The following is a 26377-nucleotide window of genomic DNA, read 5'->3' on the forward strand; positions in this document are numbered from 1 at the left end:
CCAACGGGAACCAGTAAAGGTCTTGTGCCGCGCGTAACGGGTCCGAAGCCGGTGCATTGCGTCGCTCGTCGGCATCCGGCGGTCGGGCGCGTCCGGCCCGGTTCGCACGGTCGGCGGTCGGCCTACCCGAACGCGCCGAGACTCGACTGCAGGTCGCGGTCGGTCCCGCCGTCGCGGAGTTCGTGGCCGACGAGGTCCCGCAGGTCGACGGCGTAGACGCTACCGCCGTTCTCGACGACCGCCACCCGTCCCTTGGTCCCGCGAACGGTCCCGGTCGCCAGCGTCTCGGCCATCGGCCGCTGTGGTAGGTCGAGCCCGTAGTCGAAGTCGTAGGTAGCGACCGCGTCGTAGTCGGCGAGCAGGGCCGACCAGACGGCGTCGTCGACCGTCGCCGCGAAGCCGGCTATCTTCGTCGGCACCCGAACCCGGTCGCCGACCGCGGCCGCGATGTCCGCCTCTATCTGCCGGGCGATGCGGCCGTCGGCGACGGTCCGGAGGTGGGCGGCGCGGTCGGCCCCCTGCTCGCGGAGGCGGGTTTCGAGCCGCCACGAGCGCGTGACCCCGACTTTCACCACGTCGGGGGCGAACGCGGCGAGGTAGACGGCGTGTTCCTCGTCGCAGGCGTCGACCGGCTTGCCGCAGTCACCGGTACAGCGCGCGCAGGGCCACGTACTCGTGTGTTCCGGGCAGTAGGGCGCGCCGTCGTTCCCGCAGGCGTGGTGGGCGTCGCCGTCGACGGCCCCCGCGCAGTGGCGCTCGCCGAGCGCGTATGTCAGCTCCGTCCCCGGCGCGAGCCGCTCGCTGCGCACCCGCCCGTCCGACGCGAGCAGGAGCGCGGCGTGGTCCTCGACGCGGGGTCTGTACCCGACGACTTGCACGGCCGCCGGTTGGCGACAGACGGGCAAATGCCTACCGGGACGGCGGTCCGGCGCGTCGGGCGTCGCGATACGAGCCGCGCGCGTCCGGTACACCATTCCGGATTCGTCGGCCGCTCAGAGTTCGTCGAGCAGTTCCCGAGCGCACCGGCGGACGGCGTCGTCGCTGGACTGGGACGGCTCGTAGCCCAGCGCGGCGAGTTTGTCGATAGAGAGACGCATCCGCGGTACGTCGCCGGTCCACCCGCGGTCGCCGCCGGTGTACTCGTAGGCGGGGTCGACGCCCATCTCGTCGGCAACGATATCGGCGATGCGGTCGACGGAGGTGGTCGTCCGGGTGCCGAGGTTGAACACGTTGTGGTCGCCGTCCGCCTGCTCGACGGCGAAGAGCATGGCGTCGAGGCACTCCGAGACGTGCATGTAGGACTTCTGCTGGCGGCCGTCGCCGAGGATGGTCAGCGAGGACGGGTCCGCGCGGAGCTTCTCGACGAAATCCGGGATGACCGCGCCACGCAGGCGCGGACCGACGATATTGGCGAAGCGAAACACCCACGACTGGAGGTCGTGGCTGTGAGCGTACGTCGATATCAGCGACTCCTCGGCGAGTTTCGTCGCGCCGTAGACGCTGATGGGCTCTAGCGGGGCGTAGTCCTCCGGCGTCGGCCGCGGAGCCTCGCCGTATACGGTAGACGACGACGTAAACACGAGCTTCTCCACGCCGACCGCGTCCATCCGTTCGAGGAGGTTGTAGGTGATGGTGCTGTTGTCCGCGAACTGCGAGCGGGGGGTGTCCGTGTCGACGAGTTTCGAGGCCGCGAGGTGGACGACGAGGTCCGTCTCGCCCGTCACCGCGTCCGCGACGACGGCGGGGTCGGTGAGGTCGCCGGCGACGGTCTCGACACCGTCGGGCACCCACTCGAACCGGCCGTTCGAGCCGTCGTCGACGACCACCACGTCGTTGTCGGGCGCGAGCCGTTCGACGAGGTGCGAACCGATGAAGCCGGCACCGCCGGTGACGGCGATTCGCTTGTCTCCGAGGTCCATACTTCCGTGTCGATTCGGGAGTAAAATAACCTATCGATGGGCGCGTGGCAACGTCGTTTTATATCCGCCGGCGTCAGGACGTAGTATGCACGAGCAGACGCGCCGCGGGTTCCTGACCGCGGCCGGTGTGGCGCTGGCGGCGACGGCCGGCTGTCTGTCCGGGGGGTCCGGTGGTGGGGGCGGCCAGAGCGCGAGCGAGCGGACGCCGGTGTCGACGGCCGAGGGCCAGCCCCTGTCCGCGCCGGTGGCCGGCGACCCCGACGCCGACGTGACGGTGGCGGTGTACGAGGACTACGCCTGTCCCCACTGCCGGACCTACGCCGAGGAGGTGTACCCGCAGGTCGAGAGCGAGTACCTCGACGCCGGAACGGTGCGCTACGAGTTCCACGACTTCCCCGTCCCGGTCGACGAGAACGTCTCGTGGGAGGCCGCGAACGCCGCCCGCGCGGTGCAGGACGGGGCCGGCGACGCGGCGTATTTCACCTACTCCAAACAGCTGTTCGAGAACCAGAGCCGCCTCGGTCCCGAGGTCTACGCCGAACTGACCGAGGGGCTCGACGCCGACGGCGCAACCGTCCGCGAGGCCGCGACCGGGCTCCGGTACAACCCGACGGTCCGGGCCGACCGACAGGCCGCGCGGGACGCGGGAATCGGGGCTACGCCGACGGTCCTCGTCGACGGCGAGGCCGTCGAGTGGTCGGAGATAGCCTTCGGCCCGGTCCGGGACGCCATCGAGGCCGCGAGGAGCGACGGATGAGAGGCGACCACGACGTGACCGTCCTCCGACTGGGCCACCGCCCCGGCCGCGACGAGCGGATGACGACCCACGTCGGCCTGACGGCGCGGGCGCTGGGCGCGGACCGGGTGGTCATGGCCGGGTCGGCGCGGGACCGGACCGACACCGTCGCCGACATCACGGAGCGGTTCGGCGGCCCCTTCGCGGTGGAGACGACCGACGAACCGAAGCGCCGGATACGGGCGTTCGAGGGGACGGTCGTCCACCTCACGATGTACGGCGAGCCGATACAGGCGGTGCAACGCGACATCGAGGCGGCCCACGCCGACGGCCCCCTGCTGGTCGTCGTCGGGGCCGAGAAGGTCCCCTTCGAGGTGTACGAACACGCCGACTGGAACGTCGGCGTGACGAACCAGCCCCACTCCGAGGTGGCGTCGCTCGCGGTGTTTCTGGACCGCCTCTACGGCGGCCGGGAACTCGACCGGGAGTGGGACGACCCCGAGCGCGTCGTCGTCCCGCAGGCGACCGGCAAGCGCGTGGTCGACCCCGACGACGCCGAGGAGTGACCGCTTCCCGGGACCGAAACCCCGATTGTCCGGCGGCGCGTGGCCGGTGACATGGAGCGCCCGAACGTCTTGCTCGTCGTCCTCGACTGCGTCCGCGCAGCGAACACGTCACTGCACGGCCACCGCCGGACGACGACGCCGGAACTGGACCGGTTCGCCGCGGAAGCGACGACGTACACGCAGGCGCGGACGGACGCCAGTTGGTCGCTGCCGGCGCACGCGAGCCTCTTCACCGGCGTCCCGTCGGCCGCCCACGGCCTCCGCATCACGGAGCGGTTAGAGCCGGGTCAGACCGTCTTCGACGACCTCGCCGACGAGGGGTACGACACCGCCGTCTTCTCCGAGAACCCGTACCTCACGGTCCACCCCTCGAACCTCCGGGCCGCCTTCGAGACGGTGGTGACGGAGCGCCCCGACTCGACTGACGTGGAGGACGCCGCCACGGCCCGCAACGCCGTCGACGGCTTCTGGTACGCCGAGGAGTTCACGTCGTGGACCGCCGAGCGCGACGGCCCGTGGGCCGCCTGTGTGAACCTGATGGACGCCCACATCCCGTACGCGACGCGGGACGAGTACGACCAGTGGGGGTCGGACCTCTCGTGGGCCGTCCACGACGCGCTCCCGCTCAAGTGGGAGTGGGCCGTCTACGGCGGCGACGTACCGCCAGAGGTCGGAAAGCTGCTCGAACCGCTGTACGACGGTGCGGTCAGGCAGGCCGATGCGGTGTTCGGGGCCGTCGTCGAGGCACTGCGAGCGCGGGGCGACCTCTCCGAGACGCTGGTCGTCGTCACCGCCGACCACGGCGACGGCTTCGGCGAACTGCCGGCCGCCGACGGGGAGCCCCACAGCGTCATGCACGGGATGGGCACCCACGAGGCGCTGTTCCACGTCCCGCTGGTCGTGAAAGCGCCCGGACAGACGACCGGGCGGCGGACCACCTCGCTGGCCGCGCTCCGTCAGTTCCCCACGGCGGTCGCAGCCGCGCTTGACGGCGAGACGACCGACACGGGCTGGTTCGCGGCCCCCGACGGGACGGCGACCGCCTACCAAGCGCCGCCCGAGGGACAGACGGCCGAGCAGGCGGCGAGACACACCGACTCGCCAGAGCGGTTCACGCGCCCGGCGGCCGTCGTCTACGCGGACCGCCCGGGCGACGCGGTTGCGAAGCGGGCGGCGTGGGGCGAGGCGACCTACGACGCGACCGTGACGGGGACACACGAGGCGCTCGCGTCCGAGGCAGCGGTCGACCGCGACCCGACGGCGGCGGTCGAGGACGCCGCGGCGTCCCACGACCCGCTCGACGTGACGCCGCTGGACGACGGCGAGGGCGACATGGCGGAGTACGAGGACGACGACCTCGATGTCGACCTACAGGAGCGCTTGGAGAGTCTTGGCTACCTCTAGGGGTCGACGCGGACGAACTCCTGATAGCAGGTCTCTGTCTGTCGCCGCGTCGCCAGCACCTCGGTGTCAAAGCCGTGGGCCTCGAAGAAGTCGTCGACCTCGGTGAAGCGACGGTCGAGGTGGTGGACCTCGACGAACAGCCGTCGCACGTCCGAGAGGTACGGCTCCAGTCCGCGGAGGACTTCGTCCTCGGCCCCCTCCACGTCGACTTTCACCACGTCGGGCACCGCCGCGCCGCCGTCGACGGCGTCGGTCGGCGTCACCGTCCGGACGGTCACGGTCTCGTAGTCGTCGTACTCCGAGGCGATGGAGTCGGTGCCGGGGAACGTCGACCCGGAGCCGCCGTCGGGGTCGACGGCGAAGTCGCGCTCGCCGCCGGTGTCGCCGACGGCGACGTTGTGCGCTCGGTTCTCGCCGGGGAGCGCGGCGACGACCGGCTCCAGCACCTCGAACGCGTGGGGGTTGGGCTCGAAGGCGACGACGCGGGCCGGGTCGGCGACCAGCCGCGCGGCGGCGGTGAACAGGCCGACGTGTGCGCCCACGTCCCAGAGCGTGTCCTCGGGCCGCAGTTCGTCGGCCAGCGCACCCATGAGGACCGCCTCCGTCTCGATGTCCGCTATCGGGACCGCGACCCCGCGCTCGGCGAGCGACCGGAACGCGTCGACGACGTCGTCGACGGTCGCGCCGGCCTCGGGGAGCGTCCGCGTCGCCGTGGACTGGTCGAGCATGGGGTCACTCGGGCGGCGTCGATGAAAGGCCTGTCCTTTGCCGGCCCGACGGCGGGCGGCCGCGTCGCGTCACGCCTAAGCCGGCGACGGCCCTACACCGACGCGATGGAGCTCCACATCGTCGTCGCCGCCGACGAGGACAACGTCATCGGGGACGGGCGGTCCGTCCCGTGGCACTACCCCGAAGACGTCGAGCAGTACAAGGCCCGCGTCAGAGGCCACCCGGTCGTCCTCGGCCGGCGGACGTTCGACTCGATGGACGGCATCGAGGACGGGTACCACGTCGTCCTCACGCGCGACGGGAGTAGAGCGAGCGACGCCGACGACGTGACCTACGCGACGACGGTCGCCGAGGCCGTCGCCGCGGCCGAATCGACCGGGGCCGACGTGGCCTACGTCCTCGGCGGCGCGGCCATCTACGACCTCTTTCTGCCCTACACCGACCGCGTCTTCCTCAGCCGCATCGAGGGGCACCACGAGGGCGACCGCTACTTCCCGGAACTCGGCCCGGAGTGGTCCGAGGTCGGCCGGGAGCACTACGAGGGGTTCGACGTGGTCGAGTACGTCGACGCCGACCCGGAGCCGGTCCCGGACGCCTGAGAACGGGGGCACGCGGGCGACCGACCCGATGGTTTTAACCACGTGACTCCCCCAGAGTCGGATAATGGCTTTTGAGGACCTTCTGGAGGACCCCGTCATACAGAAATACCTCCACGAGCTGGTCGGCCCGAAAGGGATGCCGGTCGCCGCCGCGCCGCCGGACGGCGAAGTGACCGACGAGGAACTGGCCGAGGAGTTGGGGCTGGAGCTCAACGACGTGCGCCGCGCGCTCTTTATCCTCTACGAGAACGACCTCGCCTCCTACCGGCGGCTCCGGGACGAGGACTCCGGGTGGCTGACCTACCTCTGGACCTTCGAGTACGAACAGATACCCGAACAGCTCGAATCCGAGATGCACCGCCTGCTCGACGGACTCGAGGAACGGCGCGAGTACGAGCGGGACAACGAGTTCTACCTCTGTGAACACTGCGGCATCCGGTTCGAGTTCGGCGAGGCGATGGAGTTCGGCTTCGAGTGTCCCGAGTGTGGCAACCAAGTCGAGACGATGGAGAACACCCGACTGGTGACCGCCATGGAGGAGCGCATCGACGACCTCCGCGACGAACTGAACGTCGAAGCCGACGTCGAGGCCTGAATGGTCGTACTCGGAACCAAGATCTACGTCTCGGGGGAGGCGCGCGAGCGGACCCTCGACGGCCTGCGCTCGCTGGTCGCCGACCGGCTGGGCGACCTCGACGCGACGTACGAGGTCGGCATCCGGGCCGACGAATTCCCGACGGTGACCGTCGACGGACCGGACGCGGCGGTCGCGCGGAACCTGCTCCGCGAGGAGTTCGGCGAGATGGTCACCGACCGCGAGGCCGGCGAGACGTACGTCGGAACCCTCCAGTCGTGGGACGACGAGGGGTTCGTGCTGGACGTGGGCTTCGACCGAACCGTCCGGGTCCCGGCGGCGAACCTCGGGCTCGGACAGGGGTCGCCGTCCCAGATTCGCAAGCGGTTCGGCCTCGTCCAACACCTCCCGCTGCGCTTCGTCGCGGGCTCGGAGCCCGAACTCGCCGACGCGGAGCGCGACCGGCTCTACGAGTGGACCCGGGGCGACACGGGCCGTGTCAACGCCAACAGCGTCACCCGCTCGGAGGCGCGCGCGACGGTCAACCGCGCCGGCCACGCCCGCGACATCGTCACGGTCGAGCGGCTGGGACTGCTCGAACAGAGCATCGTCTGCAATCCCGACACGGACCCGCCGGGCCTGCTCGCCGACGTGGGTCGGTTCATGCCCGCGGAACTGCTCGCCGTCGTCCCATAACATGACTCGACGCACCCTCGCGCTGCTCGGGCTGGTCGCGTTGGTGGCGCTCACCGGCTGTACCGGCCTGTTCGGCCCCAGCGAGGCCGACCCCGCCGAACTGAATCAGAACGCCAGCTACGAGTGGAACACGACCAGCGACGCGACAATCGACGTCTCGCGCTCGTCGTACACCGCGGTCTACGACGTAGAGAACCAGTCGACGTTCGAGGTGTACACCCGCGACGGCCTCGGCCGCGAGCGCAACGTCCCCATCAGCGCGCTCTACTTCCGCTACGACAACGGGACCGTCGTCACTCAAGCCAACTCCTCGCTGACCGCCACCAACACCCGCCAGCGGACGACGGTCCAGTTCCCCGGCAACGTCACGGGCGAGGTGGCCTTCACCGCGCCGCGGGCCGGCAAGCAGTTCGCCACGCCGACGCTGGTCGAGGGAGGCTCCTACGCCGTCAGGCTCCCGGCCAACGCCCGCATCGGCATCCCGCTGCTCTCGCAGGCGAGCCCGAACCCCACGTCGACCGCGGTCGACGGCCAGTACATGACCGTCCGGTGGGACGAGGTCACCGCTAATCAGGTCCGCGTGCGGTACTACCTCCAGCGGGACCTGCTGCTGTTTGGCGGGCTCGCACTGGTGGCGGTCGTCGTCGGCACCGCCGGGACGCTGTACTACTACCGCCAGCTACAGGCGGTCAGACGCCGGCGCAAGAAGGCCGGCATCGACCTCGAAGAGGAGGACGACGACGACCCGCGGGACCGCGGCCCGCCGCCCGGAATGGGGTAGCCGGGCAGACAGTATTTGTACCGTGACGCCGTACCGACGGCCATGCGCGTCGCGGTGGTCACGGTCGGTGACGAGTTGCTGACTGGCGAGACGGTCAACGGGAACGCCGCGTGGCTGGGGAAGCGGCTGACCGAGCGGGGCGCGACCGTCGAGCGGACCGTCGTGGTCCCCGACCGGACCGGCGACATCGCGCGGGTCGTCAACGAGTTCCACGCGGCCTACGACGCCGTCGTCGTCACCGGCGGGTTGGGGCCGACACACGACGACAAGACCATCGAGGCCGTCGCTGCGGCGTTCGGGCGCGACGTGGTGACCGACGAGGCGGCGCTGGAGTGGCTGGAGGCACACGGCGGCTACGCGCGCTCGGACCTGACCGACGGCACCGGCGACCTGCCGGCCGGGGCGCGGTTCCTGCCGAACCACGAGGGGGTCGCGCCCGGCTGTGTGGTCGAGAGCTGCTACGTCCTACCGGGCGTGCCCGGCGAGATGAAACGGATGTTCGAGGAGGTGGCCGACGAGTTCACCGGCCAGCGGCGCTACGTCCGCACCGTCGAGGCCGCCGAGCCAGAGAGCGCGCTGTTGGACCGCCTCGAAGCGGTGCGTGAGGAATTTTCGGTGAAGGTTGGGAGCTACCCCGGCGAGAACGTGACGGTGCGGTTCGAGAGCCCGGCGGAGGACGCCGTCGAAGACGCGGCGGCGTGGCTCCGCGAACGGGTCGAACGGCCCGAGTGAGCGGTCAGCGGTAGAGGTAGCGGAGCCAGAACAGCGTCAGCAACAGGCCGCCGAGCGTGATGACTGCGCCGGCACCGTTGATGACGCCGGTCTGGACGTGACTGGCAAGCAGTGGGAGCATACCCGTCCGTTCCGCGGCGGGTGGCTTCAAAGGCACGCTCCCACACCCCTTTTGCCGCCGGACCGCGTACCGTCGGCGAATGCGACGAATCGGTGTGGTGGTCAATCCGATAGCCGGGATGGGCGGACGCGTCGGCCTGAAGGGGACCGACGGGAAAGTCGAGGAGGCGAGAGCGCGCGGTGCCGAGCCGCGCGCCCCCGAGCGGGCGGGCGCAGCGCTTTCGGCGTTGGCGGCAACGGGCGCGGCCGTCGAGGTGGTCGCGGCCGGCGACCCGATGGGCGCGTCGCTGGCCGCCGACGCGGGGTTCGAGCCGACGGTCGTCGCCGACCCCGAAGACCCGGAGGCGACGACGAGCGCGGACACGCGTGCGGCCGTCCGGGCGTTCGTCGACGCCGGCGTCGACGCCGTGTTGTTCGTCGGCGGCGACGGGACGGCCGTCGACGTGGCGGAGACGCTTTCGGAACTGGGCGCGGCGACCCCGATGCTCGGCGTCCCCGCGGGCGTGAAGGTGTACTCGTCGGTGTTCGGCGTCTCCCCGCGGGCGGCCGGACGCATCGTGGCCCGGTTCTCCGAGACCGAGCGGGCCGAGGTCAACGACATCGACGAGGACGCCTTCCGCGGGGGCGAGGTGGTGACTGAACTCCGGGCCGTGGCGACGGTACCGGTCGCCGACCAGCGCCAGTCCGCGAAGCAACTCGGTGGCGGGAGCGTCGAGACGCTCGCGGCGGGCGTCGCCGACGGCGTCGACGAGGGCGTCACCTACGTCCTCGGGCCCGGCAGCACCGTCGGCGAAATCAAGCGCCGGCTCGGCTTCGACGGGACTGCGCTCGGGGTAGACGTGTGGCGCGACGGCGAGGTGCTGGCCGCCGACGCCGGCGAGTCGGAGATTCTGGACGCACTCGGCGAGGACAACGTCGTCGTCGTCTCGCCGGTCGGCGGACAGGGGTTCGTCTTCGGGCGCGGGAACCAACAGCTATCTCCCGCCGTCCTCCGGCGTTGCGAGGTGGAGATAGTCGCCTCGCGGCGAAAACTCGACGGGGTTGGGCAGCTACGGGTCGACACCGGCGACGCGGAGCTAGACGAGCGACTGTGTGGCTGGCGGCAGGTCCGCGTGGGTCGCCACGAGCGCCGGCTTGTCGAGGTCGTGTGCTGACGCGCGTTCGACTTCTCCGGCGGGCAGCGCGTGATTGTATTTGTCTTCCGGCATTAATTGGCGTATAGTCAAGATTAAGGCCGGTGGGGAAGATGATAGGACATATGGAAACCCGGAAAGTCCAGCGGTTGGGGCCGTCAACGCTGGCGATGACGCTCCCTGCGGAGTGGGCCAGCGAACACGACGTCGAGAAGGGCGACGAGGTCTCGCTCCGCATGGGCGGGAAAGGCACGCTGACCGTGATGCCCGAATCCGTCCAGACGGAGGAGTCGGAGGCGACCATCCACGCCGAGGACCTCAACGCCGACGCCGTCGAGCGGGCCATCGTGGCCCAGTACGTCCTCGGCCGGCGCGTCATCCACGTCGAGGCACCGGAGGGCGACACGCTCGAATCCTCGCACATCAACGCGGTCTACAACGCCGAGACACAGCTGATGGGGCTGGGCGTCATCGAGGAGACACCCGAACGCATCGCTATCCGGTGTTCCGTCGACCCGGAGGACTTCACGCTCGACAACCTGCTCGAACGGCTGGAGTCGACGGGGTCGACGATGCGAAACGAGGCCATCAAATCGCTGGCTCACGGGAACCCAGACCTCGCCCAGCGGGCGCTGAACCGCGAGCGCCAAGCCAACAAGATATTCGTCCTCCTGCTTCGCCTCATCTTCACGGCCTACCAGAACCCGAACCTCGCGCGGGCCGTGGGGCTGGAGGACGGCTTCCCGCTCATCGGCTACCGCTCTATCGCCAAGAACCTCGAACTCACCGCCGACAACGCCGAGGACATCGCCGACATCGCGCTGGAGGCCGAGGACCACGCGCTGGCGGTCGATAGCTCGACGATGCGGCGCATCCGGGAGTTCACCGACCAAGTCAACGAGATAACCGAACACGCCGTGCAGGCGGCGGTTAACCGCGACTACGACGCGGCCATCGAGGTCAGTGAGATGTACCGCGACATCGGCGACAAAGAACACGAGATACTGAACGACCTCCCGGAGATGGACAACGAGTCGCTGCTACAGGTCCGAGAAGTGCTGGTCAGTCTCCAGCAGACCGCGGAGTACGCCGTCCGGAACGCCGAGATAGCAACGAACCTCGCGCTGAACGAGGAGTCCGAACACACGACGATTCGGTAACCGCGAGGTCAGAGGAGGCCGTCGTCAGTCGGGGTCGAGTCGTCCGCCGGCGTTGCGGTGGGCGTCGGGGTCGGCGTCTCGGTCGGCGAGTCAGTCGCCGTCCCGTCGCCGTCGACGAGTCCGCCATCGGTGGCGGCCTCAGTCGTGGTTTCAGTCTCGGTCCCGGTCGCCGTCCCGTCGCCGTCCAACAGGCCGCCGTCGGTCGCGGTCTCCGTGGGCGTCGGCGTCGGAGTGGCGGTGTCGTCCTCGCCGTCGCTCTCCCCGTCACCGGTCTCGCCGTCGCCGGTCGGGTACGTCGCCTTGTTACCGAAGATGTCCGTCTCGATGCGCTTCTCGTAGTCGATGGCGTCGAGGTCGACGCGATAGGACTCGCCGCCGCCCTCCAACACGAGGTAGAAGTCGATGTACACGTCGGTCACTTGGTTGCGTTCGAGGTGGCTGACCCACCAGTCGTCGAGGCGAGCGTTCTGTATCGCGGTGTCGGTCTCGATGGTCTCGGTCGTCCCGGGTTCGACGACGTAGCCGCTGTCGGTCTCGCCCTCGCCGACGGTGACGTCGTTCATCGAGATGGTGTAGCCGATTTTCGAGACCGTGTATGGGAAGGGCTTGGGGTTGTAGACGGTGAATCCGAGGTCGAGGGGGTCGTCTCGCGGGTCAGTTCAGACTGGTCCCACGCGCCGCTCGTCTCGTTGACGTATAGGACCGGGTCGGAGACGAGCGGTTGGCTCGCGTTCACCGGGCGCGTCTCCGTGGAGTTGAACTGACTGACGATGTCGGTCTCGACCGAGCGGTTCTGCGTGACGGCAACGGAGCGCCCGAGCGTCGACGACCGGACGCTCGCGTCGATAGCCACCGTCGTCCGCTCGCCGTTCCGGACGTGGGTGTACCACCACGCTGGGATGCGGTCGTTGCGCATCCGCGTGGCGAACGGTACCGTCGAGTTCCCGGCGGCGACGGCGACGCCCGCTTTCGTCCCGTTGGCGATTCGCACGTCGTTCATCGCCACGGTGTAGTTGACCGTGACGCCGCCGAGGTCGACGCCGACGGGGTTGGGGTTGCTCACCGTGAGATTCGTCCCGATAGTCGTCGTCTCCGCCGAGACGGTCCCGAAGTGGTTCTCGACGCCGACGACGGCGGGCGTCCCGACCACGCCCAGCGCGAACGCGCCGGCACCGAGGATCGCGAGGGCGGCGACGCCGATACCGACCAGTTTCAGCTTCCCGACCATGTCGCCTCACGGTCTCTCGCGGGCGGATAAATGTCCTGTGGCCTGTCCCGGACGGTGTCCGGCCCTACTCCTGACGCCGCTCGCTGGTGTGCTCCCAGACCTCGGCACAGCCACAGCCGTCGTCGATGTCGTCGAGGTGGTCGGTCACCGAGTCGTCCGTGTCAGCCGTCGGTCCGTCCGCGTCGGCCGCCCCGTCAATTTGGTTACTCACTCTGCGAGTAACTAACTACACGCACCTCTAAATAGTTTCCGGGGAACCGGGCCGTCGCCGCGGGCAGTCGGACCGCGCCGGTTATGTCCGTGGGAGTGCAGTCTCGGGTGTGACAGACTGGCCACCGACCGACCCGACGGACGTGAGCGCGGTCGCCGACCGGCGGGACGACCTCGTCGCCGCGGTCCGGGACCACGCCGGGCGGGTCGCGTACCGACTCGCGCGGCTGGAGGGCGGCGACTACGGCAGCGCGACCGTCGATACCGACCGCGGCGAGTGGACGGTCAAGTACGAGGGCGGCGACCTCGAATACCTCCGGTTCGACCCGGGACGGGGCGACGAGGTGTACGTCGTCTCGACGAAACAACCACCGGAACCCGAACCCTTCGCCGACGCGCTGGCGGACTACGACGCCTTCGTGCGCGGGTTCAACGAGCGCATCGACTCGCTCGACGGCCTGTTGGACGACGTAGAGACCGACTTCCCAGAGGTGGCGACCACGGACGGCGTCGTCGGCGAGCGCGACCGCGTACTCGGGCGCGTCCGGGAGGTCTGTGACCGAATCGCTGGCGAACTCCGGCGCTACGAAGGCGGCGATTACGGGACGTTCTCGACGCGGGTCGACGCCACGCGGTGGGAACTGAAATGGGATACCGACGGCGCGTCGTATCTACGCGTCGGCGGGTCGAACGGGCTGTACCTGCTCTCGCAGTACGAACCGCCGTCGGCGGCCGACATCCGCGAGTACGTCCCGCGGTTCCGCGGGTTCGTCGCGGCCTACAACGACCACGTGGCCGAGTTGGAGTCGGACCTCGGCACCGTCGAGATGTAGCCCTCAGACGAACCGGAACGTCTCCAAGTTCTTGGGGTTGAACGTCCGCATGTTGAACTTCTGGTACAGCGCCGACGAGAGCTGGTTCGTCGAGGACTCGTCGCCGTGGACACAGAGGACCTTCTCGGGCCGGGGGTGCATCGTCTCGACGAACGTCTCCAGCCCCTGCCGGTCGGCGTGGCCCGAGAAGCCGTCGACCGTCTCGACCTCCATCTTCAGGCTGACGCGGTCGGCGCGGGGACCGGTACCGTCCGAGAGCGTAATCTCGTCTTGCCCGCGCTGAATCTGGCGGCCGAGCGTCCCCTCGGCCTGATAGCCGACGAACATCATCGTGTTGTCGGGGTCGCCCCCGAGCAGGCGCAGCCACGACATCACGGGACCGCCGGTGACCATCCCCGACGTGGTGAGGATGATAGCCGGGTCCTCGTCGACGATGTCCTGTCGCATCTCGTCGCCGCCGTCGACCTGCGCGAACTGGTCGGCGAGGAACGGGTTCTCGTCGTCGTAGAGGATGCGCTGGCGAAGGTCCTCGCGCAGGTACTCGGGGTAGGCGGTGTGGATGGCCGTCGCCTCCCGTATCATCCCGTCGAGGTAGACGGGCATCGTCGGGATGTCGCCCTCGCGCATCGCCTCCTCCAAGACGAGCATCAGTTCCTGCGAGCGGCCGACGGCGAACGCCGGGATGAGGATGTGGCCGCCCCGCTCGTGGGCCTCGTTGATGACGCGACGCAGCACTCGCTCGGAGTCCTCTTGGTCGGTCTGGTAGTCGTTCTTGCCGCCGTAGGTGGACTCCAACACCAGCGTCTCCACGCGCGGGAAGTCGTTGACCGCGCCGTCGAGCAGGCGGGTGTCCTTGTAGTGGATGTCCCCGGAGAAGGCGACGTTGTACCGGCCCTCGCCGATGTGGAAGTGACACACCGCCGAGCCGAGGATGTGACCGGCGTTGTGCATCGTCAGCTTCACGTCGGGCGCGATGTCGGTGACGTTGCCGAACTCCAGCGGGATGGTGTGTTTCAGGGCGTCCCGGACCTGCTGGCTCTCGTAGGGCGGGGCGCGCCCCTCCTTCGCGGCCACGTCGAGGTAGTCCAGTTGGAGCAGCCCCATCAGGTCCCGCGTCGGCGCGGTGGTGTAGATGGGCCCGTCGTAGCCGTACTTGAACAGGATGGGGATGAGCGCCGAGTGGTCGAGGTGGGCGTGGGTGAGTACGACGGCGTCGATGGAGTTGGGACCGGCCGCCAGCGCCTCGGGAACTTGGAGGTACGGCACCTCGCCGGCCGCGCCGGGCTTGTCGCCGCAGTCGATGAGGATGCGGGACTCGGGCGTCGAGAGGATGAACGACGCGCGCCCGACCTCCCGACAGCAGCCCAGCGTCGTCAGGCGGACCCAGTCGTCCTCGGCGGTCATCGGCCGGTTGATACCGCGGCCGACGCGTTCGAGGATGTCCCGGCGCTCGTCGCGCTCCTGTTTCAGGAAGTTCCGGACGTTCGAGACGGTACTCGACTCCATGGGCGGCGTGCGCACGACTTCGGGCGTCCAGCCGACGCTGGCGGAGATCTGGTCCAGCGTCTCGCCGTGGCGGCCGATGACCCGGCCGGGCTTCTCGGCCTCGATGAACACCTCGCCGGTCTCGGCGTCGAAATCGAGGTTCTGGACGCCGGCGTCCTCGGGGATGAGTTCCTGAATCCGGGCCTGCGCCTCGTCCTGTGGGACCAACGCGTTCGGGGTCGGCCGGACGGTGATGCGCTTTCGCAGCGTCTGTGCGAGGTTGCGCACGATGCCGTCGCGGTTGGCGACTGTCTTCGCGTCCGGCGTGTAGACGACCAACTCCGGCCCCTCGAAGGTCACCGACTCGACGCTGATGTCCCCCGGTAACTCCTCTTCGACCTGTGCTCGTATCCTGTCAAGTGCCTCGTCTGCAGTACTCATGAATGGAAATCGACGATCAGACTGTGGCCGTCGCAGAACAACGGCTCCGCGGTCGTTGTTGGATGGAATGCCGAGCACGAACAAGAGTCTTTGCTTCCACGTGCGTCGGTACCGCGGTGCTGGTGACGCGATACCACGCCTCGGCCCCGGCGTCGACCGTCCGATTTTTGTGGCGGACTCCGCCGGATACACACATGGGATTCGGTAGCTACGACGAGTCCGAACAGCAGGACCAAGACGTCGACGCCGACGACAGCGACGGCGTCGCCGTCCACGAAAACGACCACGACGGTAGCGTCTCCTTCGAGACGGACGCGTCGACCGACGCCCTCGTCGACCGGCTGGGCGAGATGAAAGACGACGAGGAGTAGCGTCGCAGTCCCGGGCCGTGTCCGCCCGCAGCAGTCGGCTTACGCGCTCAGCGTCTCGGCGAGGTCGCCGTTCTCCTCTAACTGTTCGAGGATGTCGCTACCGCCGACGAACTCGCCGTCGACGAACGTCTGGGGAATCGTCTCGCGGCCGCTTCGCTCCGACAGCTCCTCGCGGTAGGCGTCCGTCGCCTTGAGCACGTCGACGGTCGCCACGTCATCGCGGTGACGCTTGATGAGTCCCAGCGCCTTCCGCGAGTAGCCACACTGGGGCATCATCTCCGACCCCTTCATGAACAGGGCCACCTCGTTGTTCTCGATTGCTTCGGCGACCTTCGACTCAACCTCTTCGGACGAGAGCGTCTCGGGTTCGAACGACATGACTGCTCGTAGCGGGTCCGGCGACAAAGACGTGTCGGCGCTACTCCGGCGTCCGCGTGGTGAGTTCGATGGCGTGGATGTCTCGCGTGAGGTGCTCGCCCAGCGCGTCGTGGACGAGTTGGTGCTGGTCGACCAGCGACTCCCCCTCGAAGGCGGGCGAGACCACCTCGACCGCGTAGTGCTTGTCGTCGTCCGGGTCCCGGGGCGTGGTGACGGTCGCCTCCGCTTCGGGCAGGTCCGACTCGATGAGCGCCGCGACTTCGTCCGCGTCCATGGGCGAACGGAGGCCGCCGACGATGAAAACGGTTGGCTTCTCCGGGACGACTCGCCGGGGTCGGTTTGGGGGTGTGCTCACTCGTCGACCGGCGCGGCGACGACACCGCCGTCGCCGCGGACCGCCTCCCGAACCCCTGTGCGGACTGAGGTCGGGTCGGGGCGCGCTCCGGAGCGACCTACAGCGGTTTGAGCGAGAGGTGTTCCGCTTCGTAGTCTTCGAGGAACGCACCGAGGCCGCCCACGCTGACCTCGCCCGCGTCCGTCTCGACGAGGATGGTGTTCTCCATCCCGAACTTCACGTCGCGTTCCCCGACGAGGCCCTGTCTGGTCCCCACCAGCACGCCTGTCCGCTCCGTCGGCGTCTCCGCCGTCTTCGCGGGGCGGGCCCGGAAGGTCACGGCGACATCCCGCCCCGCTCGGTGGTGGAGCGTCGCGTCGTAGACGGCCCGCCTGAAACTATCGTAGGAGTCGGGGAGCGGGGTGGGCCGACGGACCAGTAGTTCCTCCGAGGCGGGCCACACCGTGCCCAGAAACGCGCTCTCGACCGAGAGCGCGACCGAGCGGTTCTCGAAGTGTATCGCCTCCGCGTCGCCGTGTTTCCAGTCGAGCATCTCCGACGGGGAGATGATGCCGCGGGACTGGTCCGCCGTAAGATACGCCGTCAGCCCCGTGACCCACGACCGGACGACGGTGGCGACGGTAGACAGCGTCTCGTTCGGGAACGCCTCCGTCGACCCGGCGATAGCGAGCAAGACGAACACGTCCCGGTCGACCGCGTCCTCGAGCGCGTCGGCTATCTCCGGAACCGTCTCCGCGGGGACGGCCGCGAACACCTCGTCGGTGGCGCTCTCGATGGCCTGCCTGAACCGCTTGTGCAGGGTCGGCCGCGAACGGACCACTTCCAGCGCCTCGAGGTCGTTCGAGGGCCGCTCGTATCGGTCGGCCACTTCTGACATCGTCTCGCTCATCGTCTCCAAGCGGGCTTGGAGCGCCTCCGAAGGCGGGGCGGCCCGCACCCGCGTCGGCGAGTGATGGTCCTCGACGGAGACGACGCCGTGTTGTTCGAGTCGGGTACAGAGTTGATAGACGTAACTCGGGGAGACGCCGGCGGCGGAGGCGATGGTACTCGGCGTCGCTTCGCCGCGTTCCACCACCGCGAGGTAGACGCTGGCTTCGGTCTCGGTGAACCCGAACTGCTGGAGGCGGTCGACGAGGGAGGTGTCCTGACCCATGGAGGTAGGCCACACTGACGGAGGCCCCGTAATCACTGTGTCGCTTCCGTATATCGGAGGTGACAACTTCCGGGGAGAAGACGGCTGAACGAAAAAATTTGGCGACTTCGAAAAATATTTTCAAATTTTTGGGTCAATAATCATCCAAATGTTTATTTATCGGCGTGTAATTCGTGCTTTCGATGGCGGACGAACCAAACCTGACTGACGGTGATGACGGGACTGGCACGTCCCGGCGAACGTTCATGCGAACGACCGGGGCGTTGGCGGCGGCGAGCGGTCTCGTCGGCGCGGCGGGTGTGACGGCCGCACAGGAGGACACCGACGACCTCGCGGCGCTCGTCTCGGAGATGACCTTAGAGGAGAAAGTGCGTCGGACACACGGCGGCAGCGGCGGCCCGAGCGGCATCGCGGGCTACCTCGAAGGCGTCGAACGCCTCAACGTGCCCGGGATGGGGATGGCCGACGGGCCCACGGGCGCGCGGTTGGGGGACCCGACCACGGCGTTTCCCCATCCGATCGCCGTCGCGGCGACGTTCGACCCCGAGTTGCCGGCACGACAGGGCGCGGCAATCGCCCGCGAAGTGAAAGACGGGGACGTCCAGATTCTCCTCGGGCCGGCGATGGACACGTTCCGCGTCCCGCTACACGCCCGTGGCGGCGAGACGTACGGCGAGGACCCGTACCTCTCGTCACAAATGGCTCGAGAGTACACGTCGGCGGTCCAGTCCGAGGGCGTCGTCGCGACGCTGAAACACTTCGTCGCGTACAATCAGGCGAGTACGACCGGGAACGTCTCCGACTACTTCTCCACCTCCGAGCACAACGTCGTGGTGAGCGAGCGGGCGCTCCGGGAGATCTACTGCCCGCCCTTCCGCGAGGCGGTCACCGAAGGCGACGCCGGCGCGGTCATGCCCGCCTACAACCGTATCAACGGGACCTACTGCTCGGAACACGACTACCTCCTCGAAGAGATTCTGCGCGAGGAATGGGGGTTCGAGGGGTTCGTCGTCTCCGACTGGGGCGGGACCCACAGCACCGTCGACGCGGCGGTTAGCGGGTTGGACATCGAGATGCCGTCGGAGAACTACTTCGGGGAGTCGCTGGCGTCGGCCGTCGAAGCCGACCGATTGCGCGAGGGCGTCGTTGACCGACAGGTCCTGCGGGGCCTCCGGTCCCAACAGGAAATCGGCGCACTCGACGGAGACCGCGTCGGGAGCGAACCCGCCCGCGGGACCGACGAACACTTCGCGCTCGCGGAGCGGATGGCCGAGGAGGGATCGGTCCTCCTCAAGAACGAGGAGGACCTGTTGCCGTTGAGCGACGGCGTGAGCGACATCGCCGTCGTCGGTCCGACGCCGGAGGCGTTCAAGGAGGGCGTCGGCGGCAGCGACACCGTCACTGCGCTCCGGCGGGTCGGCCTCACGGAAGGCATCGAACAGGTCGCCGACGACGTGTCGGTGACAACGGTGTCGACGGACCAATCCGAACTTGCCGGGCCCGCCGCCTTCACGCCCGCCTCGGGGAACGGGGGTGATGGGTTCACCCAGCGGGTGTACGCCAACGGCGACTGGTCAGGGTCTCCGGCACGGAGCGACCGCGTCGACGCGGTCGAACTGACCGGCGAGGAACGCGACGCCCTCGACGGCGACACCGTCACCATCCGGTGGGAGGCGACGCTCACCGCCCCCGAATCGGGAACGTTCGCGTTCACGCTCACCAGTCAAGCCGCCAGCAGCCTCACTGTCGACGGGGAGACCGTCGTCGACAACGAGGGTGGCGGGTTCGCCGGCCCGAAAGGCGAGGAGGCGGCACTGACCTTGGAAGCGGGCGAGACGTACGAGATTCGCGTCGACGCCGTCGGGACGGCCCCGGTCACGCTCAAGTGGAACCGTCCGTCCGCAATCGAGGCGGCCGTCGACGCGGTGGCCCAAGCGGACGTGGCCGTCGTCCTCGCCCGCAGCGACACGTTCTACGGCGACGACCGACACGAGTTCTCGCTGCCGGGCAATCAGGAGGAACTCGTTTCGCAGGTGGCCGCCGCGAACGATGACACCGTCCTCCTGCTGAACACCGAGACGCCCGTGGCGATGCCGTGGGTCGACGACGTGCCCGCCATCATGCAGACGTGGTTCCCCGGACAGGAGGCGGGGACCGCCGTGGCGAAACTCCTGTTTGGCGACGTGGTCCCCTCGGGGAAGACGCCGGTCACCTTCGCGGTGTCGCTGAGCGACTACCTCCCCGGCGAGGTCACGTCACTCCCCGACGAGGGGCGCGCCTACCCCGGCGTCGACGGCAACGTCTTCTACGACGAGGGCGTGTTCGTCGGCTATCGGCACTTCGACCAGGCGGGCATCGAACCGCTGTTTCCCTTCGGCCACGGGGAGTCCTACGCCGACTTCGAGTACGGGTCGGTCTCGCTGTCCCGTGAAGCGACGACGCCCGAGGAGGGCGTCACCGTCAGCGTCGACGTGACCAACACCAGCGACGTGACCGCTCGCGAGGCTGTACAGGTGTACGTCGGTGAGCGAGACCCGGTGGTCGAGCGGCCGCCGAAGGAACTGAAAGGCATCCGGAAAGTGGAGATTCCGGCCGGCGAGACCCGTACCGTCGAGGTGTCGCTGGGCGCGGACGCCTTCCAGTACTGGTCGACCGAGACGGACTCGTGGAGGGTCGAGAACGGCGTGTTTGACGTTCTCGTCGGTGCGTCGTCGCGCGACATCCGCGGCGAGGCAGCCGTCGAGATAGTCGAGTCGCTGTCGACGGCGAGTTCCGACGGCGGGGCGGACTCGGAGCAGGCGACCGAGACGGCCACCCCCGCGGAGACGACGGACGCCGACACCGAGGCGTCGCAGTCGACGGCGGCGTCCACGACGGGTGGGTCGGGGCCCGGCTTTACGATGGGCGCGGCCCTCGTCGGTATCGCCGCCGAAGCGGTGCGACAGATTCGGGAGTGATCCCTAGGCCTTCAGCCGCTGGTGGGTCGGCTTCATACAGCGGTCCTGCACCACCTGTCGCCCGGCGGCCTCGGCGCGGGCCACGGCCTCGTCGTCGTGGATGCCCAACTGGAGCCAGATGACGGCGTCCTCGTCGCGTTCGAGCGCGGCGTCGACGATGTCGCTGACCTCGTCGCTCGGTCGGAACACGTCGACGATGTCTATCTCGCCGGGCACGTCCGCAAGCGAGTCGTAGGCGGTCTGGCCGAATATCTCGTCGGCGAAGGGATTGACCGGGACCACGTCGTACCCCTGCTCGCGGAGGTACTTCGGTATCTCGTGGGCGTCCTTGCCGGCGGAAGTCGAACAGCCAACGACCGCCACGCGCTTCCGGTCGAGTATCTCGCTGAGTTCGTCGTCGTCGGTGACTGGCATACGCGGCGGTACGCCGGGCACGGACAAAAGCGGTCGGGCGATTCACCGACCAGCGCACCATTTATACCGTGGCCTCTCCAAGCCGGCATATGGTTCAGTGCGAGATGTGCGGGACGGAGGTCTCCTCTCCGAACCGCGTCAAAATCGAGGGGGCCGAACTCGACGTCTGCGACGAGTGTACCGACTTCGGCACGGAGGTCAAAACCGAGGAGCAGTCCTCGACGACCTCGACGAAGTACTCGACGTTGTCGAGCGGGTCGGGGTCCTCGTCGTCGAGCAGCGCCTCGTCGAGCGGCGGGTCGGGCGGGGGCCGCCGCCGGGACATGTTCGACGAGATGGACGAACTCGCACAGGACTACGACGACCGCATCCGGAACGCCCGGGAGTCCCGCGGCCTCAGTCAGGAAGAACTGGCGAAACAGCTCAACGAGAAGGCCAGCCTCATCCGCAAGCTCGAACAGGGCAAGTCCCTGCCCAGCGACGACGTACAGACCAAGCTCGAACGCGCGCTGGAGATAACCCTGAGCGCCGGGAGCAGCGCCGAGGAGACGGAGTGGTCCGGCGGGTCCAGCGAGGGGAGCTACACCCTCGGTGACGTGGTCGAGCGGAAGGATTAGAGCCGGAGGTCCCGCTCCTCGACGTCCAAGTCGTCGGCGAGGCTGTCGACCGCAGTCTCCAGTTCCGCGATTTCCGCCTGTAACTGCTCGTAGCGCTCGCTCTCGCGCAGTTCCGACTGGGTCTTCTCGACCTGTAGGACGTTGCGCTTGAGCTTCCGCGAGGTGAGCCGCTGGAGGCGGTCGTTGTACTCGGCTATCTTTCGGAGGCGCTCGACTATCTCGCGGAGGTCTGCCCGCGTGACCGGCTTGACGAGGTAGTCGTCGACGCCCATCTCGATGATGTCGAAGTCGGGGTTGACCGCGGTCACCATGGCGACGCGACACCGGAGGCCCCGCTCCTCGATGTGTGCGAGCACCTCGTTGCCGGAGACGACGGGCATCCGCCGGTCAAGCAGGACCACGTCGACGCCGGGACCGAGCAGTTCGATACCCTCCTCGCCGCTGTAGGCCGTCCGCACGTCGTAGCTGTCGGCCAAGTAGTCGGTGTAGAGGTCGGCGAGGTGCTGTTCGTCCTCGACGACGAGTACTGTCGTCGCGTCGTCCCGGGCGGTCACGGCTGGTCTATCGTACCGTTCAACGTCCGCCTGTATTAATCCTCCCCGGACGCCGTGCTCGCGGGGTGTGGCAACAGCACCCGCACAACCTATTTGCGGGCCGCCGTCGGTTGTGCATGCATGTTCGTTCTCGTCAACCTGAAGGCGTATCCGTGCGACCCAGTCGAAGTAGCGACCGCGGCGGCCGACGTGGCCGACGACGCCGGCGTCCGCGTGGCCGTCGCCCCGCAAGCGGCACACATCGAATCCGTCGCCGACACCGGCGTCGAGACGTGGGCCCAGCACGTCAGCCCGAACGGACACGGCAGCCACACCGGGAGCACGCTGGCCGAGGCCGCCGCCGACGCCGGCGCGGTCGGAACGCTGCTGAACCACTCGGAGAACCGCCTGAAGTTGGCCGACATCGACGGCTCGCTGGAGGCCGCCGAGCGGGCCGACCTCGAAACCATCGTCTGTGCGAACAACCCCGGGCAGATAGGTGCCGCGGCCGCGCTCGGTCCGGACGCCGTCGCCGTCGAACCGCCGGAGCTCATCGGGACGGGGACGCCGGTCAGTCAGGCCGACCCGGACATCGTCACCGGCGCGGTCGACGCCGCGGCCCGCGTCGACGGCGACGTGGACGTGCTCTGTGGGGCCGGCATCTCCACGGGCGAGGACCTCGTCTCGGCGAGCGACCTCGGCGCGACGGGCGTCCTGCTCGCCAGCGGCGTCGCCAAGGCCGACGACCCGCGGGCGGCCCTCGAAGACCTCGTCGCCCCGCTGGCCTGAACGCGGCGGCGCTTTTTTCGACCGGTGTCGTGTATTGTGGGGTATATATCCCTCATAGGAAGGTCGATAACGCCCGGTCGGCGATAGCTCGGTATGTCGATGCAGGCGTCGCCCACGCTCCCGACCGAGTACGAGCGACTGCACGTCGGCGTCGCGCTGTACGACCCGGAGACGGGGACAGTGCTCGACGCGAACGACCGACTGGAGTCGCTGTTGGGGTATCCAAGTGACCGGCTCGAACGGCTTCGCATCGACGAGTACAGCGCGAACACGCACGCCGTCTCTGAGGGTCGCGTCGCCGAGCTACTGCGGGCCGCCGCGGCCGGCGACCCACAGCGGTTCGAGTGGCGAATCAAGCGCAGCGACGGGACGCTCCGCTGGACGCAGGTGTCCCTCTCGGCGCTGGTTCGGGAGGGCGAGCGGCTCGTCCTCGCGGAGCTACGCGACATCACTGAGTACAAGGACACGAGCAGGCGCGTCGGCCTGCTCTCGCGGCTCATGCGCCACAACCTCCGCAACGACCTGACGGTCATCGCGGGACGGGCCGAGCGCATCGAGGCGGCTGCCGAGGACGACGCGGTCGGGGAACACGCCCGGACCATCCGCGAGACGGCCGGCAGCGTCGACCGGATGACCGAGTCGGTCCGCGAGATAGAGCGGGCGACGACGCCGACGCCGGGGCGGCGACAGCGGCGCAACGCCCGGACCGCGGTCGACGACGCCCTCGCCGACGTGCGTGAGCGCTATCCCGAGGCCGACGTGACCGTCGAGACGGCGACGGAGATGTGGTTCACCGTCGACGACGCGTTCGCGCAGGCGCTGGTCCACGCCGTCGAGAACGCCGTCGTCCACGCCGAGCGCGCCGAACCGTCCGTGACGGTCACCGTCGGCGAGTCGCCCAACACCGGGCGCGTGGAGATACGGGTCGCCGACGAAGCGCCCCCGATTCCGGAGGTCGAGATAGCCGCGCTCGCCGACGAACACGAGTCGACAGGCACCGAACACGGGACCGGCGTCGGCCTGTTCGTGATGAAGTGGTGTATCGAGTCGCTGGGCGGCGAGATAGCGTTCGCGTACGCCGACGGCGGCAACGTCGTGTCGTTTTACCTCCCGCCGGTCAGCCCGCCGACGAAGCCGTGACGCTCACTCGATGTCGTCGAGGACAGCGTTCTCGACGGCCGCCGCGCGCTCCTCGACGGCCGCGCCGTCCAGTTCCGCGTCGCTCTCCTCGCTGACGAGGTCGCGGAGGCGGTAGGCGTACTTCCCGCGGCCGACGTGTTCGACCAGTCCGCGGAGCCGGAGCGTCCGGTTGCGGGCGTAGGCCGCGGTTCTGTCGCCGGACCCGCCCGCCGAGAAGTGGGCGTTCAGCGGCGTTCCCGGCCCCTGTTCACGGTAGTACGCCAGCATCCGGCGGGTCTTTGACTCCATCTCTGCGATGTCGCGCCGGATGTCGTCGACTACGGGGTCCTCGTCGGCCGCGCCGGTCTCCCGGTCCTCGCCGTTCGGTCCGGCAGCGTCGGCCGACGCACTGTTGGCGGTCGCGTGTCCGTTCGCCGTCTCGTCACCGACGTCGGCCATCGCGGCGGCGACGGCGTCGTCGGTCGCGGTCCCGCCGGCCGCAGCGCCCGCGCCGTCGGTCGCTGCTTCGCCCGCGGCCGCTTCGTCGTCGCTACCCCCGTTCATCGCCGCTCCCGCGTCGGCGAAGGCGCTGAAGGCGTCGCCGAACCCGCCGCCGGAGGTCGTGTCCCCGGGTGCGTCGTCCTCGGACGCGTCGTCACCGGCCGCACCGTCGACGGGTTCGTCCGACACGTCGGCGTCGGCCCCACTGTCGGCCTCTGCGGGGGCGTCCTCGGGTGCACCCTCCTCGGCCGCGAACGCCGCTCGCCGCCGGCGCATGTTCTCCTGTTCCGTGCGGCCGGGGTTGTACCCCTCGACGTGGCTCACGAGCGCCTCGGTGAACTGGCTCGCCATCCGTTCGAGGTCGCGGGCGTCCTGTAGCTCCGTCTCCAGTTCCGCGATGCGGGAGTTCTTCTTGTCCAGTTCCTCCCGGAGGTCGGCGATGCGGCTCTCGGTGGCCTGCTTCTCCTCGCTGATGGTCTCCAGTTCCGAGACGAGGTCCTCGCTGACGGACTTGAGTTCCGGGCGCTCGAAGTCGTCGAGCCCCGGCGTCGCGCCCGCGTCGAAGGTCTGCTTGCGGTGGAACTGGACCCGGCGCACCGACTCGGACCAGTCGGTCATCAGGAACGCCTCGCCGTCGTCCAAGTCCTCGACGGCGTCGGCGTAGTCGTTGTCGAGGATGCGCCCGACCACCTTCGTGTCGTTGTTCCACGTCAGGCGGTGCCAGACGAGCCAGTCACACTGGGTGATGTAGTCCTTCTTCACGTCGGCCGGGCGCTGGCTGATGCCGACGATGCCCAGCCCGTGTTTCCGCCCGCGTTTGCCGATTTTGATGAGCATCTTCCCGACCTCGCCCATCGACCCCTTCTCGGGCATCCACTCGTGGCACTCCTCGACGAGCATCAGGAAGGGCTGTTTCTGCTTTTTCGCCTTGGCGAACAGCTGTTTCGATACCTCCGTCAGCAGGCTCTCGGCCTCCTCCTCGTCGAGAAACGACGAGATGTCCAAGATGATGGGGACGTTCTGCTCTAGCGCGAGCGAGGCTATCTTGCCCGCGTGGTCCTCGGTGACTTGGATGTCACACTCCTCGTCGCCACCGACGTGGAGTATCTCGTACGCCTCCTTGAGGCCGTAGTACTCGCCGTCGATGTCGACGATGAGCAGGCCGAACCCGTTGTCGAGCAGGTTCTCGGCGATGACGCTGGCGGTGTTGGACTTCCCGGACCCGGACTTGCCGGTGACGAACCCGCGGCCGGTCAACAGCTCCACGACCGGGAGTTCCACCGACCGGCCGGACTCGCCGGTGCCGCCGACGCCCGCGCTCGTCGTGGCGACGGGTATCGCTTCGGTCTCTGCCATCTTGCCATACAGGAGTGGCTAAACCCGTATAACTCTCCGTCAGACGCTGGGCATGCACCGGCACCGCTTCCCGGGCGGAAACGGCTTTCAGTGTGGGGGCCGTCGGTACGGCCGTTGGCGGTACGTGACCACGGCATGACTCGCTACGACACCGTCGTCGAGGACGACACCGTCTACGTCGGCACCGCGGACGGCCGCGTCGAGGTCGGCCCGCTCGACGACATCGTCGCGGCGGTCGGCGGCCCCGCGTGGACGATAGCCTACAGCGACGCCGAGAAGCGCCGCTACCCGGAGATGGACACGAGCGACGAGGGGCTGGTCGTCGACGTGGTCGACATGCTGCAGGCGATGACCCACAGCGAGCGGTTTGTCGAGACGCTGGCGGCCCACCCGACGACGGTCCCGGAAGCGGACACCCTCTCGCCGCGGGCGGGGCTGTTCGTCGGGAAGCTACTGGAGAACCTCGAACACGGCGTCGCCTGAGACCC

General features: G+C 68.7%; 28 protein-coding genes and 1 pseudogene. 17 read left to right on the top strand and 12 right to left on the bottom strand.

The window, feature by feature from the left end; translation table 11 throughout:
* Window positions 1–122: 122 nt before the first annotated feature.
* Window positions 123–878: a DUF2797 domain-containing protein gene (locus ACV7JO_RS06290; protein WP_470355489.1), complete on the bottom strand. Its 756-nt coding sequence runs from the start codon at window positions 876–878 to the stop codon at window positions 123–125.
* Between the two features lie 114 nt (window positions 879–992).
* On the bottom strand, window positions 993–1919 hold the full coding sequence (locus ACV7JO_RS06295) for an NAD-dependent epimerase/dehydratase family protein (RefSeq protein ID WP_470355490.1): 927 nt from the start codon (window positions 1917–1919) through the stop codon (window positions 993–995).
* A gap of 85 nt (window positions 1920–2004) precedes the next feature.
* Between ACV7JO_RS06295 and ACV7JO_RS06300 the strand changes: the two genes are divergently transcribed.
* Genes ACV7JO_RS06300 through ACV7JO_RS06310 form a run of 3 tightly spaced genes read left to right on the top strand, consistent with a single transcriptional unit; the run spans window position 2005 to window position 4625 of the window.
* Entirely contained in the window at window positions 2005–2676 is a 672-nt protein-coding gene (locus ACV7JO_RS06300; protein ID WP_470355491.1) for a DsbA family protein, read from the top strand.
* The gene (locus ACV7JO_RS06305) at window positions 2673–3221 is read left to right on the top strand and encodes a tRNA (cytidine(56)-2'-O)-methyltransferase (protein ID WP_470355492.1); all 549 of its coding nucleotides are present in this window, start codon (window positions 2673–2675) and stop codon (window positions 3219–3221) included. Before ACV7JO_RS06300 ends, ACV7JO_RS06305 begins: the two co-directional genes overlap by 4 nt.
* A gap of 51 nt (window positions 3222–3272) precedes the next feature.
* The gene (locus ACV7JO_RS06310) at window positions 3273–4625 is read left to right on the top strand and encodes a sulfatase (RefSeq protein ID WP_470355493.1); all 1353 of its coding nucleotides are present in this window, start codon (window positions 3273–3275) and stop codon (window positions 4623–4625) included.
* Here ACV7JO_RS06310 and ACV7JO_RS06315 read toward each other — a convergent pair.
* Entirely contained in the window at window positions 4622–5353 is a 732-nt protein-coding gene (locus ACV7JO_RS06315; RefSeq protein ID WP_470355494.1) for an FkbM family methyltransferase, read from the bottom strand. The genes ACV7JO_RS06310 and ACV7JO_RS06315 overlap by 4 nt on opposite strands.
* 105 nt (window positions 5354–5458) lie before the next feature.
* Here ACV7JO_RS06315 and ACV7JO_RS06320 point away from each other — a divergent pair, with 105 nt between their 5' ends.
* The 7 genes from ACV7JO_RS06320 to ACV7JO_RS06350 all read left to right on the top strand — a co-directional run bounded on the left by ACV7JO_RS06320 (window position 5459) and on the right by ACV7JO_RS06350 (window position 11149).
* A complete protein-coding gene (locus ACV7JO_RS06320) occupies window positions 5459–5953 on the top strand; it encodes a dihydrofolate reductase (RefSeq protein WP_470355495.1) in 495 nt (164 codons plus the stop codon).
* A gap of 64 nt (window positions 5954–6017) precedes the next feature.
* Complete coding sequence (gene tfe, locus ACV7JO_RS06325) at window positions 6018–6548, top strand: transcription factor E (protein WP_470355496.1); 531 nt, start codon at window positions 6018–6020, stop codon at window positions 6546–6548.
* Window positions 6549–7223, top strand: a complete 675-nt coding sequence (locus ACV7JO_RS06330; RefSeq protein WP_470355497.1) for a DUF2110 family protein — start codon at window positions 6549–6551, stop codon at window positions 7221–7223.
* A 1-nt stretch (window position 7224) separates the two neighbouring features.
* A complete protein-coding gene (locus ACV7JO_RS06335; RefSeq protein WP_470355498.1) occupies window positions 7225–8004 on the top strand; it encodes a DUF5803 family protein in 780 nt (259 codons plus the stop codon).
* Window positions 8005–8046: 42 nt separating this feature from the next.
* Window positions 8047–8736, top strand: a complete 690-nt coding sequence (locus ACV7JO_RS06340) for a competence/damage-inducible protein A (protein ID WP_470355499.1) — start codon at window positions 8047–8049, stop codon at window positions 8734–8736.
* Between the two features lie 200 nt (window positions 8737–8936).
* Window positions 8937–10010, top strand: coding sequence for an ATP-NAD kinase family protein (locus tag ACV7JO_RS06345; protein ID WP_470355500.1), 1074 nt, complete (start codon window positions 8937–8939; stop codon window positions 10008–10010).
* A 104-nt stretch (window positions 10011–10114) separates the two neighbouring features.
* Window positions 10115–11149, top strand: a complete 1035-nt coding sequence (locus ACV7JO_RS06350; protein WP_470355501.1) for a PhoU domain-containing protein — start codon at window positions 10115–10117, stop codon at window positions 11147–11149.
* 8 nt (window positions 11150–11157) lie between these two features.
* Here ACV7JO_RS06350 and ACV7JO_RS06355 read toward each other — a convergent pair.
* A pseudogene (locus ACV7JO_RS06355) lies at window positions 11158–12377 on the bottom strand (LEA/WHy family protein).
* Between the two features lie 64 nt (window positions 12378–12441).
* Window positions 12442–12588, bottom strand: a complete 147-nt coding sequence (locus tag ACV7JO_RS06360) for a hypothetical protein (RefSeq protein ID WP_470355502.1) — start codon at window positions 12586–12588, stop codon at window positions 12442–12444.
* Between the two features lie 109 nt (window positions 12589–12697).
* Between ACV7JO_RS06360 and ACV7JO_RS06365 the strand changes: the two genes are divergently transcribed.
* A complete protein-coding gene (locus ACV7JO_RS06365) occupies window positions 12698–13420 on the top strand; it encodes a profilin-fold protein (protein ID WP_470355503.1) in 723 nt (240 codons plus the stop codon).
* Between the two features lie 3 nt (window positions 13421–13423).
* Here the strand turns inward: ACV7JO_RS06365 and ACV7JO_RS06370 are convergent, their stop codons facing one another.
* A complete protein-coding gene (locus ACV7JO_RS06370) occupies window positions 13424–15346 on the bottom strand; it encodes a beta-CASP ribonuclease aCPSF1 (protein ID WP_470355504.1) in 1923 nt (640 codons plus the stop codon).
* 194 nt (window positions 15347–15540) lie between these two features.
* Here ACV7JO_RS06370 and ACV7JO_RS06375 point away from each other — a divergent pair, with 194 nt between their 5' ends.
* Window positions 15541–15717, top strand: a complete 177-nt coding sequence (locus tag ACV7JO_RS06375; RefSeq protein WP_470355505.1) for a DUF5786 family protein — start codon at window positions 15541–15543, stop codon at window positions 15715–15717.
* A gap of 39 nt (window positions 15718–15756) precedes the next feature.
* Here the strand turns inward: ACV7JO_RS06375 and ACV7JO_RS06380 are convergent, their stop codons facing one another.
* The 3 genes from ACV7JO_RS06380 to ACV7JO_RS06390 form a co-directional block, all read right to left on the bottom strand.
* Window positions 15757–16095 (bottom strand): glutaredoxin family protein, encoded by a 339-nt coding sequence (locus tag ACV7JO_RS06380; protein WP_470355506.1) that lies wholly within the window; start codon window positions 16093–16095, stop codon window positions 15757–15759.
* 40 nt (window positions 16096–16135) lie between these two features.
* Window positions 16136–16369, bottom strand: coding sequence for a BolA/IbaG family iron-sulfur metabolism protein (locus ACV7JO_RS06385; RefSeq protein WP_470355507.1), 234 nt, complete (start codon window positions 16367–16369; stop codon window positions 16136–16138).
* A gap of 178 nt (window positions 16370–16547) precedes the next feature.
* Window positions 16548–17603 carry a TrmB family transcriptional regulator gene (locus ACV7JO_RS06390; protein WP_470355508.1) on the bottom strand — a complete coding sequence of 352 codons (1056 nt, stop codon included), beginning with the start codon at window positions 17601–17603 and terminating at the stop codon, window positions 16548–16550.
* Window positions 17604–17785: 182 nt separating this feature from the next.
* Here ACV7JO_RS06390 and ACV7JO_RS06395 point away from each other — a divergent pair, with 182 nt between their 5' ends.
* On the top strand, window positions 17786–20560 hold the full coding sequence (locus ACV7JO_RS06395) for a glycoside hydrolase family 3 C-terminal domain-containing protein (RefSeq protein ID WP_470355509.1): 2775 nt from the start codon (window positions 17786–17788) through the stop codon (window positions 20558–20560).
* Window positions 20561–20563: 3 nt separating this feature from the next.
* On the opposite strand, the gene ACV7JO_RS06400 is transcribed toward ACV7JO_RS06395, so the two are convergent.
* The gene (locus ACV7JO_RS06400) at window positions 20564–20974 is read right to left on the bottom strand and encodes a CoA-binding protein (RefSeq protein ID WP_470355510.1); all 411 of its coding nucleotides are present in this window, start codon (window positions 20972–20974) and stop codon (window positions 20564–20566) included.
* Window positions 20975–21063: 89 nt separating this feature from the next.
* Here ACV7JO_RS06400 and ACV7JO_RS06405 point away from each other — a divergent pair, with 89 nt between their 5' ends.
* Entirely contained in the window at window positions 21064–21591 is a 528-nt protein-coding gene (locus ACV7JO_RS06405; protein ID WP_470355511.1) for a multiprotein bridging factor aMBF1, read from the top strand.
* On the opposite strand, the gene ACV7JO_RS06410 is transcribed toward ACV7JO_RS06405, so the two are convergent.
* Window positions 21588–22145: a response regulator transcription factor gene (locus ACV7JO_RS06410; protein WP_470355512.1), complete on the bottom strand. Its 558-nt coding sequence runs from the start codon at window positions 22143–22145 to the stop codon at window positions 21588–21590. The two genes, ACV7JO_RS06405 and ACV7JO_RS06410, sit on opposite strands and share 4 nt — an antisense overlap.
* 120 nt (window positions 22146–22265) lie before the next feature.
* Between ACV7JO_RS06410 and tpiA the strand changes: the two genes are divergently transcribed.
* Window positions 22266–22913, top strand: a complete 648-nt coding sequence (tpiA, locus tag ACV7JO_RS06415; protein WP_470355513.1) for a triose-phosphate isomerase — start codon at window positions 22266–22268, stop codon at window positions 22911–22913.
* 93 nt (window positions 22914–23006) lie between these two features.
* A complete protein-coding gene (locus tag ACV7JO_RS06420; protein ID WP_470355514.1) occupies window positions 23007–24053 on the top strand; it encodes an ATP-binding protein in 1047 nt (348 codons plus the stop codon).
* Between the two features lie 3 nt (window positions 24054–24056).
* Here ACV7JO_RS06420 and ACV7JO_RS06425 read toward each other — a convergent pair whose 3' ends face one another.
* Window positions 24057–25889 carry an ATP-binding protein gene (locus tag ACV7JO_RS06425; protein ID WP_470355515.1) on the bottom strand — a complete coding sequence of 611 codons (1833 nt, stop codon included), beginning with the start codon at window positions 25887–25889 and terminating at the stop codon, window positions 24057–24059.
* A 135-nt stretch (window positions 25890–26024) separates the two neighbouring features.
* Here ACV7JO_RS06425 and ACV7JO_RS06430 point away from each other — a divergent pair, with 135 nt between their 5' ends.
* Window positions 26025–26372, top strand: a complete 348-nt coding sequence (locus ACV7JO_RS06430; RefSeq protein ID WP_470355516.1) for a hypothetical protein — start codon at window positions 26025–26027, stop codon at window positions 26370–26372.
* Window positions 26373–26377 lie beyond the last annotated feature (5 nt).

It is taken from the genome of Haloarcula sp. MBLA0138 (assembly GCF_055632455.1).